This window comes from Paraburkholderia atlantica (assembly GCF_009362785.1).
In the GTDB taxonomy this organism is placed as follows: Bacteria; Pseudomonadota; Gammaproteobacteria; order Burkholderiales; family Burkholderiaceae; genus Paraburkholderia; species Paraburkholderia atlantica.
Window position 1 is genome coordinate 1 of sequence record NZ_WHNQ01000065.1, and the last position, 18,687, is coordinate 18,687.

An 18,687-nucleotide genomic window follows, 5' to 3' on the forward strand; every position below is an offset into this window, starting at 1 on the left:
CGACGCTGCTGCAGCCGCTCGTTGAAACGCTGCGTCGTCACGTGATGTCGGCGACGAAACTGCACGCCGACGACACGCCGGTTCCGGTGCTTGCACCGGGTAACGGCAAGACCAGGACTGGTCGCCTGTGGGTGTACGTGCGCGATGACCGTGCATCGGCCGACATGACGCCGCCGGCGGTGTGGTTCGCCTATACGCCGGATCGCAAGGGAATCCATCCGCGACAGCATCTGGAATCATTCAACGGCACGCTGCAAGCCGATGCATACGGTGGCTACCAGGCCATCTACGAAACCGGCCGCGTCACCGAGGCGGCCTGTTGGGCGCACGCTCGACGTCAGTTCTATGAACTGCACGCAGCGCGCCCGAATGCGTTGAACCCCGAGGCGCTTGAGCGTATCGGCGCGCTATACAGGATTGAGGAAACAATCAGGGGCAAGCCGCCCGACCAGCGCCGTGCGCATCGCCAGGAGCATGCGCGGCCGCTACTCGATCAATTCCACGCGTGGCTCACAACGACGCTGGAGACGCTCTCGCGCAAATCGGATACGAGTCGGGCGATCCTCTATGCGCTGAACCGGTGGGAAGCGCTCACACGCTATTGCGATGACGGCCAGCTCGAAATCGATAACCTGCCAGTCGAACGCGCGCTACGCGGGGTGGCCATCGGTCGACGCAACTATCTGTTCGCTGCAGCAGACTCCGGCGACGAACGTGCCGCCGCGATCTACAGCCTCATTGGCACCGCAAAACTCAACGGTATCGATCCAGAGGCGTATCTGCGCTTCGTGCTCGCACGAATCGCCGACCACGCGATTAACCGTATCGACGAACTCACACCGTGGGTCGTCGCCAATCAGCTCCGCAGCCCAGCCTGAGAATCACGATCTCCAGTCAAGACGTCGCTGCCGCCACGCTTACGTTGAAATGTGCGCCGCGTCCAGTTGCGGGATCATGGCGGCGACGCTGCTCACGTCCAGTTCCGTGCCGTGGGCGATCAACGCGGCGGACAGCGAGACGAGTTCGTTCGTATCGCGCGCCTTGCGTGACCGGAGCACTCCACTGAAGCGAGTGTGAGCGTCCATCTCCATAATCATGTCGGCGAACGGCGCGTTGCCGATCTCGCTGAATATCAGATCGCGTGCGTGTTTCGGTATGTCATCGGTCGACAACCCTTCGATCGCCGACAGGTGAATTGCGCCGTCCGTGCCAATGACACGCGGCCTGCCTCGCGTGCCTCCTCGAGCGCGGCCAGGCCTGCCTTGAGGCGTTCCCTCAACCGTTCGAGAAACGGCTCCGCGGTTCCCGGCAATCCGAGCGATGCCAGGTAGAGGTCACGTTCGCTTTCCCATTGCGTGGGTGGAATCAGCAACTGGTCGCGTTCTTGGAACGACAGGCTGTGGTTGATCCAGACCCACCCACGGCGAAGCCCCTTGCGCAGACCTGTGATTGCCTAGGCTTCAAGTGCCCGCAACGCGCGCGCCCGATCGTCACCCTGGACGAGATCGTGCCATGCGCAACTGACCGGCACATCACAGTCGGGCGGCAATTCGGTCGCGCCACTGTCGTGCAGCGTGCCGCCACGATCGAGCTGTCGCAGACTGGGTTCCGCGTCGCGTTCCACGAAGCCGAGCTCACGTAACGGCGCCAGCAGATTCCGGATGCGGTGGTGATCGTCGGTGAGCGTTTCACGTACGCTGGCGGCGTGACTTGCCGGTGGCCTGTCTACGAGGTGCTCAAGCAGCTTGTCCCTATCGTCGAGACGCTCTTGCGCCGTACGCTCGCTATCGTGAACCAGCGTCCTTATCGCGACCAGTTGCTGCCGGTATTCGATAGCAGAGCGTGCCTGTCGGACCGTCGTGCGGCCGTAAGCCTGCCGGACGAGGTCGGATACGCGGCGCCCTGTTTGGTAGAGTAGCGCGTCCGTCAGCTCAAGCAGCGTGACGCGCAGGAAGAAGATCAGCTCGATGGTGCGGGTCGATGCCTTGAGTTCGCGGACCTTGCAGGACGGCGAGCCTGGATGCGCTGCGTATGCACGCTGCTTTTCAATTGGCACGGCGTCGAGTAGCCACGTATGCGCGCCGAGTTCCTTGAGGAAGCGAACCTTTGCGAGAGTTTCGGTGAGCGTTATGAGGTTGTGTCGCGCCGTTGAGCCATTCGAGGACTCTCATGCCCGAGCTCCCGTGCTGCGCGGAGAGGACGGCATCGGCGTGCATCAACTGCGTTTCCGTGACCGTTGCCTCGATAAGTGCTCGCAGACTATGTTCAACGTCCGACCAGATCGAACGGCCGGAATCTCGCAGCTTCCGCTCTGCGGGTGTCAGAATGCGGCGCTCATACAGCCAGCAATGGGCGTGGTGAAGCAGTTCGTCGAGCGCGAGCGCTTCGGCGGCGTCCTGTCGCATCCACGCTTCAGTTCCGTCCAGTGCTTCGGTCCGATGGAAGTGATGCCGAGATATTCGCAGGTCCAGAGTTGATGCTCGTACAGTGTCTTATAGCGTTGATAGAGCGTGCGGAGGTAGGCGATCGTCGGGGCGGGCAGGCTGAGCCGCTCGCCGGCATGCCGCAACAACTGGCGCGGCAGTGTGCCGACATGATCGAGAATGTGGCCACTGGCACGCAGAAAGACCAACTGGATCGCAACGCCGACACGTTGACCGCGCCGAAAACGCTCTTTGACCGCGGCAACGTCGCTGTCAGTCAACGCGAAGTAGCGCTCCACGTCGAATTCCGACAGTCGGGCGGGCAAGCGATCTTGTCCCACATAGCAAACTCCAAGATCTGGCATCTGCGCCTCCCGACTACGGCGCGCGATCCGTAATCGCGCGCAGATATGCTATCGCAGATACTGTTGGGACCTCCTGACAAGAGCCAGAGCCGACGGCAGCCATATAAATAAAGGCTCTGTGGAGAAACCGCCATACAAGCACGAAAAGGACGGATACCCCGAGTTCGTCAAGCGCTCGAACCGTTTCGCCTCGCCTGCGGAACGGTCGTGGCTTTCATGCTCTTGGGCAGAGACAAAACAGATGAAGGTCTCAATCAGCATGAGGTGTTCGCTGTCTGCGTCATCAGGGAGCCATGCATTTTTCTCTATCCCTGTGAGGTTGTCGTAAGCGTGTGGGCATCAACTCACGCCTCAGTTGCATTTGCGCGCTGAGGCCCCGTGTGCTCTTCAAAACTAGATAGGGCCGAACGAATCGAGTCATACCACTTTGGAATTTGCGAGATTTGCGTGCCGAAGTGCAGGCAGTTCTCGCGCGCTCTTCTCGCCATCCCCTCGTAATCACTATAGTTGGTCGAAAGCCGACGCATCACCTCTGCGGCTTTGGCCTCGATGTCCGGTTCCTCTAGGACAATTCCATTCAGCCCATTTACGACTTGCCTTTTCAGACCAAAAGCGGACGACACTACGACGGGTCTACCCCGGAACAGAGCCTCCGTCGTCGTCAGCCCGAAACCCTCTTCGCGAGACAATTGAAATATGCCATGAGCATTCTGTTGAAGTCGGCCGACAATCTCTGCATTTGCGTCGTTGTCCTTCATCGAGATGCAGGCCAGATACAAATGTTGCTGTACTTCCGTTGGCAACTGGTCACGTAGTGCCAGGCACTTCTCGAAATACGTCCGTCCTTCCGGATCGTCAGCGACATCCAGAGGGTCGGGTCCTGCTATCACGAGGCGTATCGTATTTTTCTCGTCGGATGCCGCACGCACAAAACGGATAAAAGCGGTGATGATCCGGTCGATGCCTTTGAGGCTATCCCATCTGGAAACGTGCAGAAAATACCGCCAACCGAGGATTTCCTGAAGCGATGGCGTAGGTCCCGATTTGCGGCCATTAAACGAAACTGAATTTTCCAGCTTCTGGTCTGCCGGCCCTTCATAGTTGCGATTCTTGGCGGAGAACGGACTGATCGATGGCTGGATGATATCAATCGGTTGAGGTGTATCGAAGACGTATTCGCTGTCGCTCAGGACAATACGCTGGAATGGGCCGAGGTATTCGCCGAGAAGTGCCCATATCCTGTCGACCGTCGGGGTGCGTTCTGGATAGCCGATGTGGCATCGCCAGATGGCTGGGTGCGGATGAGAATCCAGGAATTGCGAAGCAGCACAAAGTGGCTGTGGGTCATGGATGACCAGTAGGTCATTAGGTCCGATGATTGCTTCCAGTTCCGCTGCACCCTGCCTCGAAACATCGAGATAGTGCGGCAACAGGTCATCGAGACTGGCTACTGCGGTATTATGAAGAGAATTGTGAACGCCTTTGGTGAACTCGAAAAACTGCTCCTTGTTCGGTTTAAAGATGAGCCAGCGAACATCGAAACCAAGTTCCCGGAGGAGGCATACATGGTGTGGAAGCATTTCGGCGACGCCACCGCCAAACGCGGTGGAATTGACTTGCCAGATGCAACGATCACCGACCCTGTCGCGCATTGTGCCCGACGAACGCAACAGTTCATTGACAAGTCCCTCGTAGTCTGCCTGCTGTGCAACGTAGTGCTCAAGGACAGAGCCGCGTATCAACACCTCATCAAACAGTGGTGTGCGGTATTCCGTTGATATTTTCATCTTGTCGTCCTTTCGGCCCGGAAAGCGGAGGCCGGCGTCAGATTAGAAAGGTCATCTCGCGAAAATCCTCAATCCAGCCCCTGATGTCGGGGTGGCCGCTGGCATTAGGTCCGACGCCTACGCAGTCGCAACCAGCAGTGGTTGCCGCTTCAATTCCGGCTCTGGAGTCCTCAAAAACCAAGCACCGTTCCGGGGCAATCTGCAACGTCCGCAATAGCACTTGATAGGGTTCCGGATTCGGCTTTCCCTGCCTCACGTCCTCAGCGGCAATCATGATTCTTGGGCAGGAGATTCCGGCCGCCTTGAGGCGGGCAAGAGCCGAGACCCGTGACGAAGAGGTGACGACAGATCGCCTCCCAGCGGTGAGCGAGCTATAGAACTCGGCGGCGCCTACGATTGGTCGGAGCAGATCCATCACCTGGACCTCATAGTCTGCGATGCGGGCCGCTTCTCGTTCCGGCGAGAGGCCGGGAGAGATTGACGCAACTAGTTCTATATCCCGGCGCGCGGCAGACATCCGCAACACACTCTCCGGAGAGAGCCGTTCCTCCCCTGCCCATCGACGGAGAGCGTTTTCAACTACAGCCGCTGAATCCACAAGGACACCGTCCAGGTCGAAGGCAACGTGATCGTAATCGTTGAGATCGATTTCGTTCATGGCAATATGAGTAGGAATCGAAACAATAGAAAAAGTTGGTGATTGCAATTTTTGTCGCGTCTTTCCTAGACTTCGCCCTCTAGTATCACGCCCAATAGTGCTTGTTCGACAGACATGCCTTTTCTGTCGTGCGGAATGCCTCCATGCAGTATTCGACCATCGAAGCATCGGTGAACGGTGTCGTCATATCTTCGGACCTGCAATAGTCTGCGAGTGCTAGATCCAGTGCTGGTTCCAACGCCTCGAAAAAGGCCTCATTCATAGAAGCATTGCTCATGTATGTTGCCGGGTATCCGACATAGATGCCATGCTGCAGACACTTTTGTGCGAACGCTTTTCCATGTTTTTCAGACGGCAGAACGATATCGAACATGCTGTCGCTTCCCAGAACGCGAGCAGGTATTTTGCTACGCTCGAATGCGGTCTGGAATAACCTCTTGAGTGCGGAACCACTTTCGGCGAGACGGGCCACAATGCCCGCTTCTTCAAATATTTCCTGTGTCAGGTTGCCGGCCACGAAGGCCCGGTTCTCGCGCAGATAGGTATGGCCAAGATATGCGGTGTCGGCCCCCGTCATGGCCTCGTCGGTGCCGACAACTGCGGAAAGGCCGATGCCTTGCGCGATTCCCTTGGCCAAGGTAATGAGGTCGGCTTTTACACCGTGTTTTTGGCAGTAGCCACCCGAAGCATAACGGAGCCCGCAAAGGACTTCATCGACGATCAGCAGTGCTCCATGCAGCTTTGCCAGTCTGGAGATTTCATGAAGCAATGCAGCGGGAAAGATCGAAGGTTCAGGTGTGAAGAAAATGCCCGCGACTCGCCCCCTGTTCATGACCAGTTGCTGCTCAAGGAGATCGAGGTCGTATCGGAAATCTTGGATGTGTTGGTCCCTAGCGGGTGGATTGGCTGACCAAGGGGGCTGCTGAAAGAGGTCGTGCCATCCATGGAAGCCAGCCGTCAGGAGGACCGGCCGGCCAGTTCGATACCGGGCGATCCGAACTGCCGCTTCCGTTGCACAGGACCCCGTCCTCAGAAAAAACACTCTCGGCGTGTCAGGGAACATCTTCGATATTTTTCCGACTAGCCTCAGGCGTTGCAGACTCACCGGCGATGGAAGAATGTCGGTTTCCTGCTCCATTGCCCGTGCTAGCCTTGCGTTGAATACTGTGTCATTGCTGCCGAGAGGCGAAGCCCCGCTGCAGGATGTCATATCCAGATACATCTTGCCGTTGATGTCTTCCGCCACCGCGCCATTGGCGGAGCGGAAAATGATTGACGATCGGGTTTCGCGTTCCCATTCGGCCAGATGTCCGGTCACTTCAGGATTAAGCATCTTGAGTTCCCCTTTTACTCGAGTGAAAGGGCCATTCGTCTCGCGTTGGCCATAATCGTGTGTGTCGGATTGCTGTTTCCCGCGAAATTCATCACGGAGCCATCCATGACGTGGATGTTCGAGAACCCGTGAACACTGCCAAGGCGGTCCACAACTGAAGTGGTGGGATCCTGTCCGGCGCGCATCGTGCCGTGCAGGTGGGAACTGCCTTTTGAGTGTGCAAGCGGCTCGCGCTTGATGCGTAGCGCTCCAATGTGTCGCAGAATGTCATCCGCGCGATCAGCGAGAAAGCCAATTCGTGCACGGTCATTTGCCGAGCTTTTGTATTCGAAACGAATATAAGGGACCCCGTATCGGTCAATGGCCCTGTCAAGCACTACGCGATTGTGCGACCACGGTTCTTCACCGGCCATATAGTGCAGGCGCAAAAGACCGACGTTTTCCTCCGGCGTGGGTAAATTTGCTTCATAGATGAGACCGCCGAATTTGTGTGGTACGTCACAGTGCTCGTAGAACTCGTCGGTATAGACGGTCGCATGGGGGCCCCAGTGAGAAGCCAGAACACTGGAGCCGTGATCCGGTCGCTCCATGTACCCGACAGAGTAGCCGCTAATCTTGAATGAGAGGCCCCGCCCGACGAGGCCGGATTCGTTGCCTATCCCCTTGGGGGCATGCTCACTTTTTGACCGGAGCATCAGTGCCGCCGTCTGTATCGCGTTTGCGCAGACGATGACCCTTTCGACTGAAATCCGGATCCGCTCAGATGATAGTGGCACGTAGCACTCAAGAGCTTCAGCTTGACCGTCGTTCCGAAGCTCGATCCGGTTGACGAAGCAGCCATACAGAACCGAGATCGATCCGGGCAGGGCAGAGTCATCCAGAATGCTTCGTGCGAGCACAGATGCTTTGGCATCCGTAGGGCATACCAGTTCATCGCAAGCTGAACACAGGGTGCACCCCATGCAAGTCCCTGGTGGCCGGATTGCCAGAGGGATATGGCGCGGTTTTATACCGAGTTCATGCATTGCAGTGGATAACATTACCCCACGAGGGCTGACTGGATATGTCGGAAATCCATTCGCCCCAGTGATCTCCAACAGGTGCTCGATCTCCGAGTAGTGGGGTTCGAGGTCCCGGAGTGCGACGGGCCAATCAATCTCCAGGTCGGTCGTCAGATATTGAGAGGCCGAAAGATCTGCCTGCCGGTATCTGAGCGTGATAGCGTTGTAGAACTGCATCCCGCCGCCCACGCAACACGCCGTCCAAGGGTTGCCGTCGGCGGGTCGGCCGGACGAAGTGAGTGCCTTGCTGTAGGCCGCCTGATGCGGCCCGTACAAGGCGCCAGGGGAAACCAGGCATCCATATTCCAGCACTGCCACACGATATCCTTTCTCTGCAAGTGTTCGGGCGACGATCGATCCGGAGGGCCCAGAGCCGACGATAACCGCGTCGAACTTTGTGTAGTCGCAAGAGGTCGCTGCAATGTGTCTGATCTCTGTCACGAGCAACACTCTTCTTTTGAATGCGGGTTGGCGAGCCAGCAGGAGGTGTCCGCGACGACGGCCAGGAGCTGCTTCGTTCGGGCGACATAGCGCGGTACCGCGATGCCTGCGAGGTCGGTGGCCGGGTGGCGATAGCTGACGAACAGGCCATCGTAGTTGCGCCAGACCCAAAGGCACACCTCATCCGGATCGGTGCAGCGACTACGAAGCGCGATGGCTCGCCAAGTGTTCCAGTTGCGCGCGCCGGGGGTACGGCGAAGATCCATATACGAAATCATGAAGGGATCACGAAGGGGCTGGCCAAGGAGTTCCGCTACCCGGGGAAGGGGTATTTGGGCCAGTTCCTTGACTCCGTTGAGGCCTGCGACTGCCGAACGGACCGTCTCGGCAAAGGAGCTGGTTGCGCTCAGAGAGAAGGCGACCGGGCCCATACCGACGAACCATCCGATGGAGGATCTCCAGGGACCTGTTTGCGTGTGGAACGGGACCATCGTGCGAAATTCACCCGAGCCGGTGATTTCGTGGCCGACCTTCGCAAGGCAGCTAAGCAGTCCGGAGAATGTGGCACCGCCTGCTGCGCGACAGACCTGATCAAAGGTGCGCGCGGAGGACGCGTCGAGAAGTTCGGCGTGTCCTCCCGGCTGCGCGGTGGTGGGGTTGCCACTCTGAGCGCTAACTGGTTCAGGGAAAACTGGCAGGTGGCCGCCAACCTTGGTGACGAACTGTTGCCAGCTGATGACGGATTCGTGGTCGATGGTCAGTGCATCGGCTGCATTCCGTTCAGTCTCCGCAAAATCAAGGTAGCTGGCCGTGGGGGGTAGGGGGGGAGCGGGTTTGCTGTCGGAGGTGGCGAGTGCTGCAGCGTACAGGGTGTGGATCTCATGTGGGATCCCGAGAATGGAGTACCCGTCGATCAGGGTGTGATCGGCGACGACGCAGACGGTGGTCGCGTCAGCGTTGCTGATGGTGGCGCAGATATATCCGGGCCAGCCGAGTGGGCCAATTTCGCGGTCGAACAGATTTTCGATATACTGCGCCAGCTTTCGGCTGTCGCGGAAGTTCGTCGCCTCACTGGGGTAGATAGTCACGGTGCCGGGCGGCAGCGTCACGCGGAGTAGGCGACTGTCGGGTGTGGAGTGAGCGGAAAACATCAGCTGACTGCGGAGCGTTTCGTGGCGATCTGTCCAGTTGCGCAATGCCGCAGCGAAGGCATCTGCATCAAGTCCAGCGGGCAGATCGAAAGCACACCCCAACCAGGACGGCGGCAGGGGGCCTTCACCAGCTGTGTCAAGTGCGTACCTGATCAAGGCCTCCTGAGTATGGGATGGTCGCCGCGAGTCGGCCATCCATGGTGCTTCCGGCATGTGCGGGGCGCTGGCTCGCCAGACGATGAGATGGCCCGGAGACAAACTGAGTGAAGGTATATCAGTGAACATGATGATATGTCTTGCGTTACCTGCGAGGAGGAGCTTCGGCTACGAAAGTCAGCTCGGCATGTCCCTCCTGGAGCTGGGGTGTCCGCACTGCTCGCAGAGGAGACGTCAAAATCCACCCAGAGGACATCGCTATTAGAGCACCGCTGAACAGGAGCGTTGCCCGGGAACCCAGCAATGTTCCACAGGAGCCACCCAGCAGGGCGCCGAAGGGAGCGAGGCCCCATACTATGGTGCGAATGCTTGCGTTCACACGCCCATGCAACTCAGGTGGTGCTAGCATGAAGCGGATGGGCACCTGATGGACGTTGTACATCTGTTGACCGGTCCACAACAGGAACTGCGATAACCCGATTGCCAGCCAACCCGGCGCCGGACACATGGGTGCGAGCGCTGCGCCGACGGCGCTGGTGCAGAGAGCCGCAACCAGCACTCGGCCGAGTCCCAGTGCCCGCGCAGCCAGACGAGCGAGCAACGCGCCGACGGCGGATCCCACGGCCGCGATGCCCATGACGGTGCCAATCGCGGTGGCCGTCAGTCTCAAGTCCTTGGTCAGGTACGGGAGAAAGACAGCCGAGTAGGCGCTGTAGAAAAAGATAAGCGTGCCCGTCGCAAAGGTAATTGCGCGCAGCCGGGAAGTACGCAGCACAAGCAGTGCGCCCTTTGTAGCTTCCGACAGGATACGACTGATGATGCTCCCGTCGACCGCGACGCCTCGGCGGTCCGCGCCGAGCAACGTGCTCCTCACCGGCCTCATTGATACCCAAGGGAGCAGCATCGTCCCAAGGACGAACGACGCGACATCGGCGAGTATCGCGATCGGAGCGGAGAAGGTAGAGATCAGCCAGCCCGCGAGTGGCAGGCCGATTATCAGTGCCGCCGACTGTCCCAGCTCTAGTCTGCTTTGAGCTTGTACCAGTTGCGGGAGCCGCACAACGGTTGGTACGCAAGCAAGAAAGGCAACATCCGCGATCACCGTGGCCGTGCCTGCCACGGTGGCGACCATATACAGATGACGCGTGCTTACGTGGCCGGCCAAGAAGGCGGCCAGCGGTACGGAGGCCAAGGTGAGTGCTATCGTCGTGTTCGCCGTCATTAGCAGCATCCGATGCGAGAACCGGTCGGTGAGGACCCCGGCGAGCAGCCCTAGTAGCAGGTAGGGCGCTCGTCCGCAGGCGAGCAATATCCCAGTCTCGAACGGGCTTGCGTTGTGAAGCTCGATCGCAGTCAGCGGAAGGGCAAGAAACGTCACTTGTGAGCCGAGAAGGGAGACCGTCTGGCCAGCGAGAAGCAGATAAAAGCTACAGGGCAGGCGGTGCCGGGGCGCATTGGGCGCCGCTATCATCTCGCGCTTCCTGAACGCGGCATCGACAGGTCGTAGCCCAGGTGTATCAGCTCTTTACCCGCGATCCGCTCAAACTCGGCAATTTCTCCGGGCGTGAGGTCGTGCAAATACCGTCCATGGCGCCCGGTGTGCAGAGGCTTGCTTGCGGCCTGCGCGGCGGGATGCCCCCAAGGTCTGTTGAACAGCGCGTGTTCGTGCGCCGCGTGGTTCAGGACCGCCTCGTCCCACGGCAGGTGAAGGTAGCCCAGCATTCGTTTGATGGTTTCGCGGGGGCGCGTGACCAGATCCTCGTACCGCGTCTCCAGATAGCGGCCGTCAGGCGCAGCCTGGCGGGGCCGGGTGACGACATCCAACCAGCCGTGTGCGGCCTGCGCGACAGTCCGGTAGCCCCATTCGGGGACTGTCTTCAAGTGGGACGCGGCCAGATCGCGGCCGTCGCGAATCATGTGAATGAAATGGGCCCGAGGCCAGATCGCTGCGTAAGTGCCGACGTCCAGTATCCTGCGCTGAAGCTTCATGCCCCATCGTCGGGCTCCCATCTGTTTGCGTCGGAATTCGCCAATGGAGTCGATGAGCCGACAACGGTCTTCCAGAGCCGACAGATCGGTTCCACGTTTGGTCATCAAGTCCACCACCAAGTTCCGCAAATCGTCGCGATCGAGACCGAAACGTTCGCATTGCAAAACGAAATGCGCGCCGTCGTACCAGTCGGGGTCAACGGTGTCCTTCGTCGCACCGGCGAGCCGTGAGTCGCGGACGTCGATCATGTCGCAAACAGCGAGGATATGCGGACCGAGGTCGACCGGTTCGGTGAAGTCAAGTTCTGGGCCAACGACCAAATCGCAGTGCGAGTCGAGAAGAACGCTGAGTAGAGTGGTGCCGGAACGATTCTCGCCGCCGAGCAGGACAGGATTAGAGGGCAGGGTGACAGGAGGGCAATCGGACACACACGGAATGGCGAAACCGGGCATGACATCTCCTCTGCAGGGGTGGACGTTATTGAATAGATTCGGCACGCGAACACGTTGAGGCTTCACACGAAACACAGGGGCGCTTGCCGCTGTAAACACTCAACATTCGGTTTGCTGCGTAGATTCTCGAATCCGATTCCATCGGAAGTACTCCGACGGCAAGAGAATTCATCCCTACCGCACTCCTAGTCAAACTACCGCTGAAGTATTTACATTTACTCCGGCCGGCGGCGTGACAACGCCAGCGCGACTACTTTGACAAACCTGGACAAAGTGCCTGATCCTCCAGGGAAGATCCTTCCAACTAGTTTTCAGAGCGCTGATCTTTTGCCCCTTACCTAATCCCGAAAACCCACTGTGCGCACACAAGCAAGATCCAAGCTGCAGACCCTATGGATTGCGACCATCATGCCACCGATCGCCCATCAAATTGATATAAAATGTTTTTTTGATGTCCGCGTGATTCTCTAATACCGCCGATTTTTTGAGGTTTTGAACCGGACCGGATTTGGTGGGCTCTGATGTGATGGACGACTCCCGCTACCGAGCGAGGGGTTTATGCCAAAGTGGAGAAGTCGTGACGTCCACGGTAAAGGGGCGTTCATCATGAATATAGCGACTGCTGGACTGGATCTGGCCAAGAGCGTAATGCAGGTTCACGCAGTAAATTCGCGAGGCAAAATCGTTGTACGCAAAAAGCAAAGACGCACGGATGTACTTCGGTATTTCGCCACGCTGGAACCGTGTGTAATCGGCATGGAAGCGCGCGCCTCGTCGCACTACTGGGGCCGTGAGCTCACCAAGCTCGGACACACCGTTCGACTGATCGCCCCGCAGTTCGTCCGGCGTTACGTAAAGAGCAACAAGACCGACGCGGCCGACGCCGAAGCAATCTGCGAGGCGATAACGCGACCGAACATGCGCTTTGTACCGCTCAAGACGCAGGCGCAACAGACAGTGCTGTCGCTGCATCGCGCACGCGCCGGCCGGGTCAAATCACGCATAGCACTTGCCAACCAAATCCGCGGGCTTCTTGGCGAATTCGGCATCGTGCTGCCACAGGGTACCAACTGCTTGGCCAACGGGCCATGGCCGCTCTTTCCACTCGTGACGATGGGCATTCTGAGCCGTTCCGGGCGTTAATCCAGATGCTCGTCGAGCACTTGCGCGAACTTGGCAGCAAGGTGGCTGAGCTCGAAGGTCGTATCCGCGCGATCCGTCGCACGGATGCGCCCGGTCGGCTTCTCGAAACAATACCCGGGATCGGGCCACTTACCGCGTCGGCCCTTGCAGCCTCGATCGGCAACGCCGGATCTTTTCGCAGCGGCCGCGAACTTGCTGCATGGCTGGGTTTGGTGCCGCGTCAGCATTCTTCGGGCGGCACGCCGCGTCTGCTGGGCATCAGCAAGCGCGGCGATACGGCATTACGAAGACTTCTGATTCACGGCGCTGGCGCGGTTATTCGTATGGCAGCGAGCAAACCCGAAATGGCCGATTCCTGGGTGTTGAAACTGTTTCGTCGCCGGCACAAAAATATCGCTGCTGGCGCTCGCGGCAAAGAATGCACGGCGTGGGCCATACTGATACGAAATCAGCCCTTTCAGGCGGACCATGTGCCTACGCGATCCAGCGTGACGGATTGACAGGTCCCGCCATTAGCAGTGAAACAGCGTTCACTTCCAGAGGTTGCTTGAGCAGACTTCAATTCGATGGCAGAACGGTCGGGCCGTGGTGGGCCAAACCCGCTTTGCGCCAAGGGCAACCGAGCCCGAGGCTCTGATGGGGTACCCATTCGCGGATATTCATCGTGGGCCCGCAGCGAGTGCTGCCAACTGAGCCCGGATACATGGCTGCAACCTCGACCTGATGCCAGAAAACCAAGACTGCTTGACAACAGGGAGTCGTCCATACATGGTGCAAATAGCGCGGGGGTGATCTGATCGACATGATGACGGGACGGGGTCTCGGCCATATGAACGGAATCGCGATATGGATCGAACCAGAACAAACAGTTTTACCTTGGCAGTGTCGCGCCGCACCTTTTTGCACAGCCTCGGCGCGTTGCCGCTGAGCGCATGCGGCGGGGGGCGGCAGCGTCGGCGAAGCGGCCGTGAGCCGCTCGGCCGTTGCGAGGGCGGTGAGCATCAACGCGGCGAGCCTGGTGTTCGCACGAGCGGCAACCGGCGAGGCCGCCGTTGCGACGAGCGGCGCGTTCGTGCATCCGGGGCTCCTGCACACGCAGACCGACTTCGACCGCATGGCGCAGAAGGTCGCCGCCCAGGCGCAGCCCTGGTACGCCGGCTTTCAGGTGCTGACCGCCAACGGCCACACGCGACTGTCTTGGCCGCCCCGGCCGTCCGCGCAGATCAATCGTGGCGGCACCGGACCGCAGAACTATCCGCAGCTGTATGGCGACATCGCCGCCGCCTACGCTTGCGCGCTGTACTGGAAAGTCACTGGCGACACGGCATACGCCGACAAGGCGGTGCAGATCATGAACGCGTGGTCCTCGACGCTGCAGAGTCTCGCAGGCGACACCAACGTCGATCTGGCCGCCGGCATCTATGGCTACGAGTTCGCGATCGTCGGCGAGATCATGCGCAGCTACCCTGGCCTCGCCGCAGCGGACCTCACGGCGTTCCAGTCGATGATGTCCAACATCTTCTATCCGATCAACATCGACTTCCTAAACCGCCACAACAACACCGACTACACGCACTACTGGGCCAACTGGGACCTTTGCAGCATGGCGTCGATCATGGCGATCGGCGTGCTCTGTGACGACCGCGCGATGTTCGACGAGGCGGTCAACTACTACCTGAGCGGGCTTGGCAACGGTGCGATCGCGCAGGCGGTCTACTACCTGCACCCGGGCTACCTCGGCCAATGACAGGAGAGCGGGCGCGACCAGGGGCACAACAACCTCGGCATCGGGCTGTGCGGCGCCATCTGCGAGATGGCCTGGAACCCGGGCATCGATCTCTACGGCTACGACAACAACCGCTTCCTCGCCGGCGCGGAGTACGTGGCGAAGGCCAACCTCGTGCAATCCAACGGGACTTACCTCACGGTGCCGTACGAGAGCTACGCGAATGTCGACGTGGTGCAGCCCGGGTTTTCGACGGCGTCGCAAGGTGATATCCGTCCGATCTGGGCGCTTGTCTACAACCACTATGTCAATCGCAAGGGGCTGGCCGCGCCGTGGTCCGAGAAGTTCCCGCTCGCGATCCAGCCGGAAGGCGGCGGCAACTACGGTGCGACGAGCGGCGGCTACGACCAGCTCGGCTACGGCACGCTCGCCTACACGCGCGATCCGGTGACGCCGGCTGGTACTACGTCGTCAGCGCGACGACGGCAGCGGGCGAGAGCGCGAACTCGAACGAGGTCGCCGCGGTGACGGCCGTGCAGTTGCATACCTGGCTGAGCTTCGACGAGTCGAGCGGCACGACCGCGGCCGGCGCGACCGGCAACGGCCATACGGGCACGCTAGTCGGCGGCGCGTCGCGCACCGCTGGCAAGTCCGGCAACGCGGTGCTGCTCGACGGCTCGAGCGGCTACGTCAGCCTGCCAAACGACATCGTCGGGGACGTCTCGGATTTCACGATCGCGACGAGGGTGTTCCGCAATTCAAACAGCACGAAGCAATGGGAGCGCGTGTTCGATTTCGGCACGCGCACCGGCCATTACATGATGCTCACCCCCGACAGCAGTGGTGGCACGGTGCGCTTTTCGATCACGCTCAACGGGTCTCACAACGAGAGTCAGGTCAATGGCAACGCGCCGCTGCCGAGCGGGCAATGGACCCATGTGGCCGTGACGCTCTCGGGCACGACGCTCACGCTGTACATCAACGGCAGCCAGACCGGCCAGACGACGGGCGTGGCGTTCGCGCCGTGGCATCTCGGTCCGAGCGCGCAGAGCTGGATCGGACGTTCTCAGTACGCGGCGGATCCGTACTTCAACGGAGCGATCGACGAGTTTCGCATCTATCGCGGCGCGCTACCGCCGGATCAGATCGCGACGCTCGCGCAGGGTTGATTGTCAGCGTGAACTTCTTCGTCAAAAGGATGACCGTTTCAATGAAAATGAACCACAACGCCAGCCTCTTCATCTCCGCTATCTTCCTGAGCGCGGGCTCAGCGGGCGCGCAATCGCTGGCGACCGGCGATAGCCGGTCGGTCAGCGAACCGGCCTATCCCGGCGTCTGCCAGACGCTGTACGCGAATTTCTCCAGCTCGCAGCGCTCGTCGCCTCCGGCCACCGACGACACGAGCCGCCTTCAGGACGCACTGAATCAGTGTGCGGGAACCGGCCAAAGCGTGGTGCTTGCGTCATCGGGCTCCAACGATGCGTTCTACACGGGCAGCCTGACGATCAATGGCGCGGGCCTCGCGATCAACGCGGGCGCGACGCTCATCGGCAACAACTACGCGAGCAATGCCAACTTGCTGCAATTCTCGGGCACCAATGCATCGCTGATGGGACCGGGAACCGTCGACGGGCGCGGCGACCTAATCTCCGGAACGCCGAGGCTGGTGCAGGCCAGCAAGATTTCGAACTTCATCGTCTACAACGTGACGCTGGCGCAGGCCGCGCATCCGAATCTCTATGTGGAAGGCGGCAACGGCTTCACCGCCTGGGGCGTGTCCATCCGTACGCCCGCGACGCGCAAGAACGCCGATGGCATCGATATCGATAGCCTCACCAACGCATCGGTGATCAACTCCGACATCGAGGCCGGCGACGACGGCATCGCGATCAAGACCAACTCCGGCAACATCTCGAACGTCACCGTTGCCAATACCCGGCTGCATGGGACGCACGGCCTCTCGGTGGGCGGCATCGACAAGAACACCGTGTCGAACATCCTGTTCCAGAACAACTACGTGTACGGGAATGATCTGAACGGCACGCCGTCGACCGACGCCAACGGCATCAACGTGAAGACCGGCCCATGCGCGCTGACGGTGAGCCAGGTGAGCTACGTCAATACCTGCATGGTCGATGTGAAGCACCTGATCGTCATGGACACCAACTACAACACCTGCACGGCAGGCGGCAGCCCGTCGCTGTCGAACATCGTCGTGAACGGCGCGTATGCGACCCAATCGCTGTCGGGCGCCTACACGAAGATCGACGGGCGCAATTCGAGCTACCCGGTCAACGCCTGGCTGGCCAACGTCAGCCTGGATGCGACCGCGCAAAGCGGCGACCAGTATGCGAATGTCGGCTTGTATAACTCGAACGTCACGCCGTCCGGAACCGGCGTGACCACATCGAGCTTCACGGCGACGGGAAGCGTGCCGAACTGCGCTTTCTGAAACCGCCAATCCGCTGCGCGCCCCATGCGACGGAACCCGTCAGCGGTCCGTGCAAATGGGGGAAACGGGATATCCATGCAGATTGATAGCCATATCGAACAACGCCGTTACATGCGGCACCTGTGCATCATTGCGGTCGCGGTGGTCTGCATGAGGGGTGGGCGTGCTGCGGATTCTGCAGGCCGATCCGGAGCCTGCTGTCGTGAGTCCGGCGAGCGAGGCGCGCCCGGCTGCCGCCGCATTTGGGCCGGCCGGCTCGCCCGGCTCCTCACCGAGCGTCGGGCATGACGATGCGGGGCTCGCGGTCGCGGAAAACCACGAGCTGATCGTGAATGCCGCGCTGCTCGACCTGATCAATTCCTTCCTGCTGCGGAAGACGGACGACGATCGGGCCGATCAGTTGCGGACCTATCTGAAAAGCGAACTGCCGTCGCCGGCGTACGGCGAAGCGGAGCGGATCGTCGAACGTTACCAGGCGTACATGAGAGCGCACGACGAGTTGCTCGCCGCTCAACATCTCGCCAGCGCGACGGATGCATCGGCGCTCGACATAGAACTCGTTGCGGTCTGGTGTCAGCAGCGCGACCGCTTGCGGCGAAGCATACTGGGCGATACCGTCGTGCAGGCGTGGTACCAGAACGATGACGCGCAACTCGATCAGGTACTTCAGGAGTGGAGGCAGCGCGTCGAGGATGATCAGGCGCCGGAATTGTCCGCACAGCAGCCGCGATATCCGGTTCCTCACTGGCGCAACAAGAGCGACGAAGAGCGCCATCGCCAGTACATGCTGCGTGTACTTGATCACGCAATGACGAGCTTCGAGAGTTGCAACTCGAGGCTTCGACGCTTGGCACTGGTATGCGAGTGATGCTTCCCGGGCGCGTCATTCGATGGTCGATCCGCGCGTCGTTACTCCGCGTGAGCGTGCCTGCTTCCTCGCCCCGTTTGCGATCGTATGCATGAATCGCGCCGTCGCCGAAGGTGCCGATCGCAGCTCGTTGCTGGGGTAAGCGTGTACTTTTCCGCGGGAAAAATGGTGATAAGTTCCGAAGCGATCATAAATATCAATAACTCGCCATCAGGCGGGTCGCGAGAAACCTGATGCTTATACCGCACCGTCTGGTAGGTCGGGACGCAGTTCGGCCTAAATCTGGTCGAAGCTCCGCAGGCCAGTCTCTAGCGACTCCGGCACCTCGCGCATGAACTTGTACTCGGCCACGCCCATCGGTTGGGCGATGCCGCGAACCGAGTATGAGCTTCCCCTGAAATTTCGCCTTCCAGCAGGTCGTGTGTAAACTCGACCCAAAGGAAGGAAAGAAGAGATGTTCAAGGTACCAAAACAGGCGTACACGCCGGAGTTCCGGGCGGCGGCCGTGCAACGAGTCAAGGACGGGCAAGGCGTAGGCGCAGTGGCCCGCGAGTTGGGCGTGTCGGAGCAGACGCTGCGCAACTGGGTGAAGGCCGAGCAGGCCGGCAAACTGAACGGTCCCGGAGCGAAGGTGGTCACGCCCGAGCAGATGGAGCTCTCGCGGTTACGCGCCGAGAACAA

11 protein-coding genes and 3 pseudogenes are annotated in these 18,687 nt (G+C 59.9%); 6 read left to right on the forward strand and 8 right to left on the reverse strand.

All coding sequences use genetic code 11. The annotated features are described in order from the left end of the window. The coding region (gene tnpC, locus GCT19_RS38030) for an IS66 family transposase (protein WP_152854802.1) at positions 1 to 878 on the forward strand (878 nt) is incomplete at its 5' end. Positions 879 to 920: 42 nt separating this feature from the next. On the opposite strand, the pseudogene GCT19_RS45130 reads toward tnpC, so the two are convergent. The 8 genes and pseudogenes from GCT19_RS45130 to GCT19_RS38080 all read right to left on the reverse strand — a co-directional run. After that, positions 921 to 2,788, reverse strand: a pseudogene (locus GCT19_RS45130) (DUF4158 domain-containing protein); the annotation flags it as partial. A 344-nt stretch (positions 2,789 to 3,132) separates the two neighbouring features. Continuing rightward, complete coding sequence (locus GCT19_RS38050) at positions 3,133 to 4,575, reverse strand: glycosyltransferase (RefSeq protein ID WP_018436615.1); 1,443 nt, start codon at positions 4,573 to 4,575, stop codon at positions 3,133 to 3,135. Between the two features lie 37 nt (positions 4,576 to 4,612). Then, complete coding sequence (locus GCT19_RS38055; protein ID WP_227749449.1) at positions 4,613 to 5,281, reverse strand: HAD-IA family hydrolase; 669 nt, start codon at positions 5,279 to 5,281, stop codon at positions 4,613 to 4,615. Positions 5,282 to 5,318: 37 nt separating this feature from the next. After that, positions 5,319 to 6,566, reverse strand: coding sequence for an aminotransferase class III-fold pyridoxal phosphate-dependent enzyme (locus tag GCT19_RS38060; RefSeq protein ID WP_018436617.1), 1,248 nt, complete (start codon positions 6,564 to 6,566; stop codon positions 5,319 to 5,321). Positions 6,567 to 6,580: 14 nt separating this feature from the next. Continuing rightward, positions 6,581 to 8,077 carry a GMC oxidoreductase gene (locus tag GCT19_RS38065; protein ID WP_368042662.1) on the reverse strand — a complete coding sequence of 499 codons (1,497 nt, stop codon included), beginning with the start codon at positions 8,075 to 8,077 and terminating at the stop codon, positions 6,581 to 6,583. After that, entirely contained in the window at positions 8,065 to 9,432 is a 1,368-nt protein-coding gene (locus GCT19_RS38070) for a condensation domain-containing protein (RefSeq protein ID WP_375792060.1), read from the reverse strand. The genes GCT19_RS38065 and GCT19_RS38070 overlap by 13 nt, the downstream gene beginning before the upstream one ends. Positions 9,433 to 9,520: 88 nt before the next feature. Continuing rightward, positions 9,521 to 10,846, reverse strand: a complete 1,326-nt coding sequence (locus GCT19_RS38075; RefSeq protein ID WP_152854805.1) for an MFS transporter — start codon at positions 10,844 to 10,846, stop codon at positions 9,521 to 9,523. Beyond that, positions 10,843 to 11,817: a sulfotransferase family protein gene (locus GCT19_RS38080; RefSeq protein WP_018436621.1), complete on the reverse strand. Its 975-nt coding sequence runs from the start codon at positions 11,815 to 11,817 to the stop codon at positions 10,843 to 10,845. The genes GCT19_RS38075 and GCT19_RS38080 overlap by 4 nt, the downstream gene beginning before the upstream one ends. 606 nt (positions 11,818 to 12,423) lie before the next feature. Between GCT19_RS38080 and GCT19_RS38085 the strand changes: the two are divergent. From GCT19_RS38085 to GCT19_RS38110, 5 genes and pseudogenes are all read left to right on the forward strand, one after another. Continuing rightward, a pseudogene (locus GCT19_RS38085) lies at positions 12,424 to 13,460 on the forward strand (IS110 family RNA-guided transposase). Between the two features lie 346 nt (positions 13,461 to 13,806). Next, a pseudogene (locus tag GCT19_RS38090) lies at positions 13,807 to 15,855 on the forward strand (LamG-like jellyroll fold domain-containing protein). A gap of 41 nt (positions 15,856 to 15,896) precedes the next feature. Further along, positions 15,897 to 17,138, forward strand: a complete 1,242-nt coding sequence (locus tag GCT19_RS38095) for a glycosyl hydrolase family 28 protein (protein ID WP_018436625.1) — start codon at positions 15,897 to 15,899, stop codon at positions 17,136 to 17,138. A gap of 163 nt (positions 17,139 to 17,301) precedes the next feature. After that, positions 17,302 to 18,006, forward strand: a complete 705-nt coding sequence (locus GCT19_RS38100) for a hypothetical protein (protein ID WP_311548612.1) — start codon at positions 17,302 to 17,304, stop codon at positions 18,004 to 18,006. A 454-nt stretch (positions 18,007 to 18,460) separates the two neighbouring features. Next, positions 18,461 to 18,687 (forward strand): transposase (locus GCT19_RS38110; RefSeq protein WP_152854003.1); only part of this gene is annotated, 227 nt, incomplete at its 3' end.